Genomic DNA, 10,799 nt, shown 5'->3' on the forward strand with positions numbered 1-10,799 from the left:
CGGAGCCTCGTCTCGGCGGGCGGCGGCGTGTGGCCGCGGACGGCGAAGAAGATCCCGCTGTCGCCGCAGGTGCGTGAACGCCTCGGCGTCACCGCCACCGAACTCCCGCCGCACGAGGTGGTGAAGGCGCTGCTGACCGCGGACGTGGATCTGCTGTGGAACGGCGGAATCGGAACGTACGTCAAGGCTTCCACCGAGGGGCACGCCGACGCCGCCGACCCGGCCAACGACGCCGTCCGGGTGGCGGCGAGCGATGTGCGCGCCGCGGTGATCGGTGAGGGCGGCAACCTCGGCCTCACGCAGCGCGCCCGCATCGAGTACGCGCTGAACGGCGGCCGGATCAATGCCGACTTCATCGACAACGCCACCGGGGTCGCCACTTCCGATCGGGAAGTGAACCTGAAGGTCGCGCTGGACGCGGCCGTGGCGGCCGGCGAACTCCCCGCCGAGGAACGGAACACGCTGCTCGCCCGCGTCCAGGACGAGATCGGCGAATCGGTGCTCGCCGACGCCGCCTCCCAGACCCTCGCCATCAGCCTCGCCGAGGTCCACGCACCGTTCCTGCTCGGACGCCACGAGCGGCTGATCGAGAACCTCGAGCGGGACGCCGGGATCAGCCGGTCCGCGGAGGTCCTGCCGTCGGCGGCGGAACTGTCGGCGCGGCACCGCGCGGGCCAGGGACTGGTCCGGCCGGAGATCGCGGTTCTGCTCGCACAGTCGAAGAACCTCGTCGTCACCGAACTGCTCGCCTCCCCCGTGCTCGACGACGTCGTGTTCGACGGTGTTCTCGCCGACTACTTCCCGGCCTCCATCCGCGAACGCGTCCCCCAGCAGATCAGCGGTCACCGGCTCGCCAGGGAGATCGTGGCCGTGATCGTGGCCGGCGACATGATCGACCGTGTCGGACCCGGCCTGATCCACCGCCTCGAGGAGCGGCTCGGCGTCGGCACCCCCGAGATCACCGTCGCGTACGCGGTGGTGCGGCAGGTGTTCGACATCGACCGCCTGTGGAACGAGGTCCTCACCCTGCCCGGCGCATCCCACCGGACCCGGCTGAACCTGCACTTCGGCATCCAGGACCTGATCGAACGCACCACGTCGTGGCTGCTGCGGCATCGCACCGCCGGCACGGATGCGCAGCAGCTGATCGAGCGCTTCGCCAAGCCGGTCCAGGAACTCGCCGCGGCACTGCCCCGCCTCACCGGTGCCCCCGCCCAGGACCTGGGTACGCTGCGAATCCTGGCGCAGGGCTTCGCGCTGGAGACCACGGCGCAGTCGCTCGGCCTGCCGATCACCCAGGTCGCCGAGACGTACCGCGAATTCGGCCGCGTGGTGGGCCTCGACTGGCTGTCGGAACGGTTCTCCGTCGGCGAGACCGGGGCCGCCTACTGGGAGGCGATGGCGGGAGCCGTCCTCGTCGACAACCTGCAGGAGCACTGGCACGGCCTGATCGGACTGGTGCTGCGCGACGCCTCGCCCGCGACGTCCGCCGCCGACGCCGTCGCTCACTGGCTGACCGAACACACCACCGCCGCGGACCGCCTGGCACAGATGCTCGGCGAGCTGCGGAGCCACGACCGCGTGGACAACTCGAGCATCTGCGTCATCGACGCCGAACTGTCGCTCGCGCTCACCCGCAACTGACCAGATCCACCACTCATCCACCTCAAGCACTTCAACCAAAGGAGCTCGAAAGTGCCTACTCTCCAACGTGATGTCGCCATCGTCGGCGCCGGCCCGTCCGGCCTGGCCGCAGCCACCGCGCTGCGCAAGGCGGGGCTGTCCGTCGCGGTCCTGGAGGCGCGCGACCGCGTGGGAGGTCGGACCTGGACCGACACCATCGACGGCGCGATGCTGGAGATCGGCGGCCAGTGGGTCTCCCCCGACCAGACGACGCTCATCTCCCTGCTCGACGAACTCGGACTCGAGACGTTCGACCGGTACCGCGAGGGTGAGTCCGTCTACATCTCCGCCGCCGGCGAACGCACCCGCTACACCGGCGAATCCTTCCCCGTCGACGAGACGACCCGTAAGGAGATGGACCGGCTGATCCAGATCCTCGACGACCTCGCCGCGCAGGTCGGGGCCGAGGAGCCCTGGGCGCACCCGCTGGCCCGCGAACTGGACACGATCTCGTTCAAGCACTGGCTGATCGAGCAGTCCGACGACGCCGAGGCCCGCGACAACATCGGCCTGTTCATCGCAGGCGGCATGCTGACCAAGCCCGCACACTCGTTCTCCGCACTGCAGGCGGTGCTCATGGCCGCGTCCGCCGGATCGTTCTCGCACCTGGTGGACGAGGACTTCATCCTCGACAAGCGCGTCATCGGCGGCATGCAGCAGGTGTCGATCCGGATGGCGGCCGCCCTCGGCGACGACGTCTTCCTGAACGCGCCGGTGCGCACCGTCCAATGGAGCGAGGACGGCGCAGTCGTGCTGGCGGACGGGGACATTCGCGTGGAAGCGGCCCGCGTCGTGCTCGCCGTCCCGCCGAACCTGTACTCCCGCATCTCCTACGACCCGCCGCTGCCGCGGCGCCAGCACCAGATGCACCAGCACCAGTCGCTGGGACTCGTCATCAAGGTGCACGCTGTGTACGAGACCCCGTTCTGGCGTGAGGACGGACTCGCCGGCACCGGATTCGGCGCCTCCGAGGTCGTCCAGGAGGTGTACGACAACACCAACCACGGGGACACCCGGGGAACCCTCGTCGCGTTCGTGTCGGACGAGAAGGCCGACGCGATGTTCGAATTGAGCGAAGAGGAGCGTCGGGCCACCATCCTCGGTTCGCTCGCCCGCTACCTCGGACCGAAGGCCGCCGAGCCGGTCGTCTACTACGAGTCCGACTGGGGCTCCGAGGAATGGACCCGGGGCGCGTACGCCGCGAGCTTCGACCTCGGCGGTCTGCACCGGTACGGCAAGGACACGCGGACGCCGGTCGGACCGTTCCACTTCTCCTGCTCGGACATCGCCGCCGAGGGCTACCAGCACGTGGACGGCGCCGTGCGGATGGGTCAGCGCACCGCCGCGGACATCGTCGCCCGCCTCGGAGAGTAATCCCGTCCGATCATCGCCCGGCAGTCACGACTGCCGGGCGATGATCGCGAGCAGCAGTTCGGCGCGCACCCGCGCCACGTCCAGCCTGCAGTCGATCAACGACTCGATCCGCGCCATGCGGCTGCGCAGGGTGTGCCGGTGCACGCCCATCGCCGCGGCCGCCGACTCCCAGTGCCCGTTCGCCTCGAGGAACGCCCGCAGCGATCCCAGCAGTTCCGTGCCGTTGGTGCGGTCGTAGTCGTCGATCGGCGCGATCATCGTGTCCGCCAGGGAGTTCAGCACCTCCCGCGTCGAGCTGAAGGCGAGCAGCGCGCTACCGGTCAGCGCCGCGAACTCCAACGGCTCGGCCCCCGCCTCGGCGGCCGACGCGGCGAGCTGGGACTGTTCGATGGCCGCCACCAGACCGGCGACCTCCCGCTTCCCGCTCAGCCCCGCACGGATCGCCTTCCGCGCCGGCCCGGACAGCCCGCGCAGCATCGCCCGCGCGAAGTCCACGTCGTCGGTTCCCCGCAGCAGAACCGTGACCCGCGTGTCGTGACGGCGCGAGAAGAGCTGCCGCCCGGCCTTGTTCATGGCGACCGCGACCGCCGACTCCACCCGTTCCGCGAGTGCCGGCGTCTCGGCTACGACCGTGAGTCCGCGGACCATCCCGTCCGCGTCCGCGGCGTGCCGGATCTGCGACCAGGCGGGCGCGAGGTCGCGGTCCTCGGTGAGCAGCAGGCCGAGGGCGTGCGAGTTGAGCCGGTTCTGTGCGGTCCGGAGTCGGACCGGCTTCTCGAAATCCAAGGCGAGCAACGAGTTCGCGTGACCGAGCAGGATCTGGTCGACGTGGCTGAGCGCGGTGGGGCTGATCACGGCGAGGTGTCCGTGCGGTGTGCTGCCGACGCTGATCTGCTGCACGGTGATCGACGCGCCCGACCGTGCCAGCGACACGCTGCTCGACACCCCGCCGGTACCCGCTTCCAGCACGTCCCGTAGTTCCCCGATCACATCCTCCGCGGGCTGCGCCGGATGGGATTCCAGCACCCGGCCGGACAGGTCGAGGAGCAGGACGGTGGCCGACGTGGCGACGGCCAGCTCGCGCACGGTGGCGCCGGTGCCGCCCTGGATGACGGCCCGGGTCATCCGCGGTTGGGCCCGGGACGCGCGCAGCACCGCCTCGTACTCCTGCTCCGCGAGTCGGTTCATGACCCGCTTGACCACGGCCGCGAAGGGTGTCGGCAACGGCACCTCGAGCAGTGGCAGCCCGATCTCGTCGGCGACGGCCACGAGGTCCTCGGGGACCTCCGGATGCGAGAGACCGGTGCCGAACCCCACCGCCGCGACCCCGGCTTCACCGAGGCCGCGCAGGTATCGGGCCCGGTCGGCGGCGGTCAGCGGAAGCCGGATGCCGGTGGTGAGGAGCAATTCGCCGCCGGAGAGCCACCGGAAGGGGTCTTGCAGTTCGGTGGTGTGGGCGAACGTGATCTCGTTCCCGAGACCGGCGGCGCCACCCTTCAGCTCGAGAGCCAGGTCCGGCTGGGACAGCATCCAGCGAACGGGAACGGTCATGTCGGCTCCTGCGCATTGCGGTCGGGTCCGTGCCACCCTGACCGGTCGGGATCGGGATAGCGCTGGACAAGTTGGCCAGCGAAGCACGGACGACTACTCCATTGTGTCAGACGTCGACCCTCGGGCGACGCCGAAACTCCACATTAACGAATTGAGTTCGTTTGACCCCTTGCGTACGGGGCGCGCCCTCCGCATACTTAACGAATCCCATTCGCTAAGTGACCCACGTCTCACGCGGGCCGCCACCCGAGACACGGAGTTGTCGTTGACCCACCCCAGGATTCCCACGTGACCGCCGCCGTCCGCGTCCCACTGACACTCGGCCGCGGTATCGCCACGTTCAGCGTCTTCGTCGTCGGCTACATCACGGCCAATCTGATCCCGCTCATGATCATCGCGATGGTGGACGATCTCGGCATCACCCAGACCGTCGCCGGCGCCGTCCTCACCGGCTCCCTGCTGGCCACCGCGCTCGTCTGCCTCGCGACCACCCGGTGGGCGGCGGGGCGCTCGCGCCACCTGCTCGGCCGCGTCAGCCTCCTCGTGATGGCTGCGGGATTCGCCGTCGCCGCCACCGTCCACTCGGCCCCGATCGCGTGCGTCGCGATCATCGTCGGCGGGATCGGTGCCGGTGGCGCGGTCGCGGTCGGCGGGGCGGCCCTGGCCGCGCTGAACAATCCGAACCGGGTGTCCGGGATCAACGGGCTCGTCAACCGCACCGCGGTCACCGGGATACTGGCACTGATCCCGATCCTCGGCCTGCACATGACCAATGCGTTCGGGATCGTCGCGGTGCTGGCGCTGGCGACGGTGTTCACGATCATCTGGTTGCCGTCCGCCCCCGCCGTCGAGGACGACTCGGCGAGCACCGCGCACACGGCGACCCCGTTGCCCGAGGGCGTCACCGAGAAGAAACTGGCTGTCGCCGGCTTCACCCTGCTCGTGCTCTTCGCGATCTGGGCGATCGGCGAGGACTCGCTGTGGGCGGTGTCCGGCATCATGGGCGCCGAACACGCCGCCCTGACGGAACAGCAGATGGGTCTGGCCCTCAGCCTCTCCACCGCGGGCGGCATCGGCGCCGCCCTCGTCCTGACGGCGCTCGGGTCACGCCTCGGACGCACCATCCCCACCGCCGTCCTCCTCGTGCTCGGCGCCGCCCTCAAACTCGGCTCCTGCCTGGCCACCGATTCGACGACGTATCTGGTGCTCATCATCGCCTGGAACACGGTGTACGCCGCGGCCTTCATCTACGTGGTGGCCATCGCGGCCGCGCTGGACTCGTCCGGCCGCTGGTCCGCCCCGCTCCTCGGGACGTATCTGGTGGGGTCCGCATTCGCCCCGCTCTTCGGCACCCTCGTGACCGGCGCAGTCGGCTACGTCGCGTTCGGCTTCGTCCTGGCGGGCATCAGTCTCGTCCTGCTCGTGCCGATCGTGTCGATCGCCCGCCTGTCGACGCGCACCGAGCGCGCCTCCGCGTCACCCGGACAGGATCCCACTGCCCGGTACACCACCTCGGTCGTCGTCTGACGGAAAGAGAGAACACCATGAACACCGACACGGCGACCCACTACCGCGGCGGCCGGATCTTCACCGCCGCCGAACCCGCCTGGGCCGAGTCGATGATCGTCGAGGGCGATCGCCTCACGTACGTCGGCGACACCGCGACCGCCGACACGCTGTCCGGCGGCGCCCGCGTCGTCGAACTCGGCGGGGCCTTCGTCCTGCCCGGCTTCATCGACGCCCACACCCACCTGCTGATGATGGGTCAGGCCCTCCAGAAGGTGGACCTGCAGAGCGCCGCCGATCTGAACGACATCCAGGACCGCATCCGCCGATTCGCCGCCGAGAACCCGGACGCACCCCGGCTCCTGGGACGCAGCTGGCTGTATTCGGCACTCGACGGGCACCCGCCGACGCGGCAGATGATCGACGCGGCCGAGGCCGACCGCCCCGTGTACCTCGATTCCAACGATGTGCACTCGGCGTGGGTGAACACGCCCGCGCTCCGCGAACTCGGCATCGACGCGGACACTCCCGACCCGATCGGCGGCCGGATCGAGCGCGATCCCGTCACCGGCGAGGCCACCGGCATGCTCTACGAGACGGCGGTGACCCAGATCGTGTGGCCCGCCCTCGCGAAGCTGGTCAGCGACACCGAGCGGGACGTCGCCCTCGCGGAAGCGTTCGAGCAGTATCTCGCGGACGGCGTCACCGGGGCGGTCGACATGGCGCTCGGCGCGGACGAGCTCGAGGCGCTCGAACGCGCACTGGCCACCGGCGGGGACACGCTGCCGCTCCGGGTGGCCGGGCACTGGCTGATCGAACGAACCGACTCGGACGAGGAGAACGTCCGCCAGGTGCACGAGGCGGTGGAACACCACAGGCGACTGCAGGGTCCGTGGCTGCGGATGGCCGGGATCAAGATCATCATCGACGGCGTCATCGACAGCTGCACCGCGGCGATGAAGGAGCCGTACTCGGACGGCACGAACGCCGAACCGATCTGGGATCTCGCCTCGCTGGCACCGGTGGTCGTCGCGGCGGATGCCGCCGGCCTGCAGGTGGCGCTGCACGCGATCGGCGACGAGGCGTCGGAGATCGCGCTCGCCGCGCTCGAACAGGCGATCGCCGCCAACGGGATTCGCCCGCGTCGGCACCGGATGGAGCACCTGGAGACGATCACGAAAGACAACGTGCAGCGGCTTGCGCGCCTCGGCGTCGTCGCGTCGATGCAGCCGGTCCACGCCGATCCGGCGATTCAGGACAACTGGCGGGCGATGCTGGGCGATCATCGGGTCGAGCGGGCGTTCCCGTGGCCCGAGATGACCGCCGCGGGCGCCGTCCTCGCGCTGGGGTCCGACGCCCCCACGGCGCCGCATCCCCCGCTGCCCAACATGTACATCGCGACGACGCGCAAGTCCGCGATCGATCCGGGGCTCGCACCCAACCTGCCCGAGTACGCACTGCCGATGGCGGACGCGCTCGCGCACGCCACCCGCGACGCCGCCTACTCGTGCCGCTGGGACGACCTCACCGGTCAACTCGTCACGGGCAAGGCCGCCGACTTCGTGGTCCTCGACGGTGATCCGTTCACCGCCGGCGCCGATTCCCTTCTCACCGCGCGGGTGCAGCTGACCGTGGTGGCGGGCTCGGTGCGCCACGAGGCGGAGGTGGCAGGCAGCCACCCGGCGTAGCCGACGCAGCCGGCCCGGTCAGTCCCGTTCGGCTGCGGCGTCTTCCGTGACGCCGCAGCCGATCTGTTCACAGAACCCCAGCATCGCCGCGCGCGCGGCATCGACGGTGATGAGACTGTTTCCCCCGACGATGTGCAGCCCGTAGGCGTCTTCGAGGGCCACCAGATTCATTGCCGCCTGGTCGATGTCGCCGCGCACGGCGAACTCCCCCGCCGCGTGCCCGTCGCCGAGGATGGCGCGGTACGTCGCGAGCTGCCGCAGATACATCTTCTGCACAAGTTCGTCGTGCAGCGCCGAAGTGCCTGTCATGAAATCGAATTCGTAGAGCAACCGCATCAGGGTGTCGTCGGGACCGCTCGGCAGCCCGGCGTCGATGGCCGTCCGCAGCTTGGCGGCGTACGACGACTGCGCGGCCACCGCCTCGTCGCGCAGATCACAGTAGCGCTCGGTGCCCGCCCGGTGGGCCTCGACGAGAAGCGAATCCAGATCGTCGAAATAGTAGAGCAGCGCGCCGCGCGTCAGGCCCGCGCGCTTCGCGACATCGGTCAGGGACAGCGACCTGAGCCCGTGCGCGGATCCCGCCTGGAGTGTCGCCTCGATGAGCTCGGAACGCCGCTGCTTCTGAGTGTTCGGTCGCGCCATGCCGTTGACACTAGCCGACGTGATCTGTGACACTCGGCCCAGTTGTTTGACGGACCTGTCAAAAAACTATTTCGCCCCTCCCCCTCCCCGAACGGACAGCTCATGGACCAGACCGCCCGGCCACCCACCGCCACTCCCCCCGCCGCACCCGGCACCTACGAGGCCTCGCTCTCCCGGAGCATCGGCGTCGGCGGAAACATCCTGATCACCCTGTCGTCGATCTCGCCGGCGTCGAGCGTCTTCATCCTCGGCGGTTCGGCGCTCGCCCTGTTCGGCACCGGCGTGTTCTGGGCGTTCCTCGTCGCCGGCGTCGTGAGCATCCTCATCGCCTTCTGCTACGCCGAACTCGCGTCCGCGTATCCCGTTGCCGGCGGCGACTACTCGCTCGTGTCGCGGGCACTCGGACCGGCCTTCGGCGTCGCCACGTTCTTCATCAGTCTCATCTCCCTGCCGCTGATCATCGCCGTCTTCGCCCTCGGGGTCGCCGACTACCTGGGCGTCGCGATCCACGGCCTGTCGCCGCAGCAGACCGCGCTCGTCGTGGTCGGGATCACCACCGTGACCGCATGTTTCGACATCCGTACCAACGCGTGGCTCACCGGGGTTTTCCTGGGCGTCGAGATGGCGGCGCTGGCTCTGCTCACCGTCCTCGGTTTCGTCCACATGGAACGGCCACTGACCAGCCTCCTCAGCCCGGAGGTTCTCGATCCGAGCACCGGCAACCTCGCACCACTGGCGATCTCCGGACTGATGCTGGCCGTCACCCAGGGAATTTTCGCGTACAACGGGTACGGCGGCGCCGTCTACTTCGCCGAGGAGACCAAGAACGCGGCCCGCTCGATCGCGAAGGCAGTGATCTGGAGCGCCGTCATCACCGTCGCCACCGAACTCGTCCCGCTCATCGCGATCATGGTGGGCGCCCGCTCGCAGACCGAACTCTTCGGTTCCAGCCTTCCCGTCGAGGCATTCCTCACCGAACGCGCCGGTCACGCCGTCGCCATGGTGGTCCTGCTCTCGATCGCCCTCGCCGTGATCAACGCGATCATCGCGATCACGCTGCAGGCGGGCCGGCTTCTCTACGCCGCAGCCCGCGATCGCGCCCTCCCCGAGACCGTCGCCGCGCCGCTGCAGACCGTCAGCGCCAAGGGCCGCGTCCCCGTCCTCGCCACCGTCGTGATGGGCGCCATCGCGTTCGCCGCGTGCTTCGTCCCGCTGGACGTCCTGCTCACCGCCACCGGGTCGACCCTGACGTTCACGTACCTGTTCATCGCGCTGGCCGCGATCAACCACCGCCGCGGCGGCACCACCCGAACCGGCTACCGCATGCCGTTGTGGCCGCTGGCCCCGGGAATCTGCATCGCCGCGCTCGGCCTCGTCTTCGTCGTCACGCTGCTCGACCCGGAGCAGTGGCTCAGCCTCGGCATCTCCCTCGGACTCGTCACCGCCGGCTTCGTCTACTTCGCCCTGTACCTGCGACCGCGCAAGAACACCCACCTGCTGTTGCTGAACGCCGCCCCCGAGGAGAACTGCTGATGCTCGACCTGCTTCTGACCAACGGCGTCGTGCGCACGTTCGACACCACCGGCCGGGCCGAGGCCGTCGGCATCGCGGACGGCCGGATCCGGTACGTCGGGACCACCGAGGACGCCCCCACCGCCCGGCGCACCATCGACCTGCGAGGGCGACTGCTCACCCCCGGGATCATCGACAGCCACAACCACCTTCTCCTCGGATTCGATCCCGACGCCGTGAGCCTCGAAGGCGCACCCGACCTCACCGAGGTCCGGCGACGGATCGGCGCACACGCGGCCGCCCGCCCCGACCTCGACTGGATCTGCGCCGAGAACGCCGTCTACTCCGTGGTGACCGGGCGCCGCCCGAACGCCGCCGACCTGCGCGGCCTCACGGACCGTCCGGTCTTCATCACCACCTACGACCAGCATTCGGTGTGGCTGAACGACGCCGCACTGCGTGTCCTCGGAATCGACCGCGGCACCCAGATCCCCTGGGGACGGCCGGAATTCGACGACTACGGCGTCCCCACCGGCTGGGTCACGGACTTCTACACCAGCGCGATGACGCGGGCCGGTCTGGCCGGTCTGCAACGCGACATCCCGATGTACTCCCCCGACCGCCGCTATCGGCGCATCACGTCCAGTCTGGAAATGGCGACCGCGAGCGGTATCACGACCGTCGTCGAACCGCAGGTCCCGCTGGCCGAACTCGATCTGATGTACCGGGCGCGCGCCGAGGGGCGGATGAACTCGCGGGTGATCACCGCCCTGTTCCACCCCGTCGGTGCCGACGCCGCGTTCCGCCGGGACCTGCGGGAGGCCGTCGACGGCGCACCCGTCG

The 10,799-nt window shown here is 69.7% G+C and carries 8 protein-coding genes; 6 read left to right on the forward strand and 2 right to left on the reverse strand.

From position 1 onward, the window contains the following. On the forward strand, positions 1 to 1,644 hold a 1,644-nt coding region (locus tag AZG88_RS33045), incomplete at its 5' end, for an NAD-glutamate dehydrogenase domain-containing protein (RefSeq protein ID WP_197487982.1). Positions 1,645 to 1,695: 51 nt separating this feature from the next. After that, a complete protein-coding gene (locus AZG88_RS33050; RefSeq protein WP_061700240.1) occupies positions 1,696 to 3,057 on the forward strand; it encodes a flavin monoamine oxidase family protein in 1,362 nt (453 codons plus the stop codon). Between the two features lie 24 nt (positions 3,058 to 3,081). On the opposite strand, the gene AZG88_RS33055 is transcribed toward AZG88_RS33050, so the two are convergent. After that, positions 3,082 to 4,608 (reverse strand): PucR family transcriptional regulator, encoded by a 1,527-nt coding sequence (locus AZG88_RS33055; RefSeq protein WP_061700241.1) that lies wholly within the window; start codon positions 4,606 to 4,608, stop codon positions 3,082 to 3,084. Positions 4,609 to 4,896: 288 nt separating this feature from the next. On the opposite strand from AZG88_RS33055, the gene AZG88_RS33060 reads away from it, so the two are divergent. Beyond that, on the forward strand, positions 4,897 to 6,135 hold the full coding sequence (locus tag AZG88_RS33060) for an MFS transporter (protein ID WP_005238615.1): 1,239 nt from the start codon (positions 4,897 to 4,899) through the stop codon (positions 6,133 to 6,135). Positions 6,136 to 6,152: 17 nt separating this feature from the next. After that, on the forward strand, positions 6,153 to 7,802 hold the full coding sequence (locus tag AZG88_RS33065) for an amidohydrolase (RefSeq protein WP_061700242.1): 1,650 nt from the start codon (positions 6,153 to 6,155) through the stop codon (positions 7,800 to 7,802). A gap of 18 nt (positions 7,803 to 7,820) precedes the next feature. Here the strand turns inward: AZG88_RS33065 and AZG88_RS33070 are convergent, their stop codons facing one another. Then, complete coding sequence (locus AZG88_RS33070; RefSeq protein WP_005238609.1) at positions 7,821 to 8,444, reverse strand: TetR/AcrR family transcriptional regulator; 624 nt, start codon at positions 8,442 to 8,444, stop codon at positions 7,821 to 7,823. A 102-nt stretch (positions 8,445 to 8,546) separates the two neighbouring features. Here AZG88_RS33070 and AZG88_RS33075 point away from each other — a divergent pair, with 102 nt between their 5' ends. Together AZG88_RS33075 and AZG88_RS33080 are read left to right on the forward strand one after the other, a co-directional pair. After that, positions 8,547 to 9,977 carry an APC family permease gene (locus AZG88_RS33075; protein ID WP_061700243.1) on the forward strand — a complete coding sequence of 477 codons (1,431 nt, stop codon included), beginning with the start codon at positions 8,547 to 8,549 and terminating at the stop codon, positions 9,975 to 9,977. Then, on the forward strand, positions 9,977 to 10,799 hold an 823-nt coding region (locus tag AZG88_RS33080; RefSeq protein WP_156517686.1), incomplete at its 3' end, for an amidohydrolase family protein. The genes AZG88_RS33075 and AZG88_RS33080, both read left to right, overlap by 1 nt.

The sequence above is a fragment of the Rhodococcus sp. LB1 genome (assembly GCF_001583455.1).
Taxonomy (GTDB): Bacteria; Actinomycetota; Actinomycetes; order Mycobacteriales; family Mycobacteriaceae; genus Rhodococcus_F; species Rhodococcus_F opacus.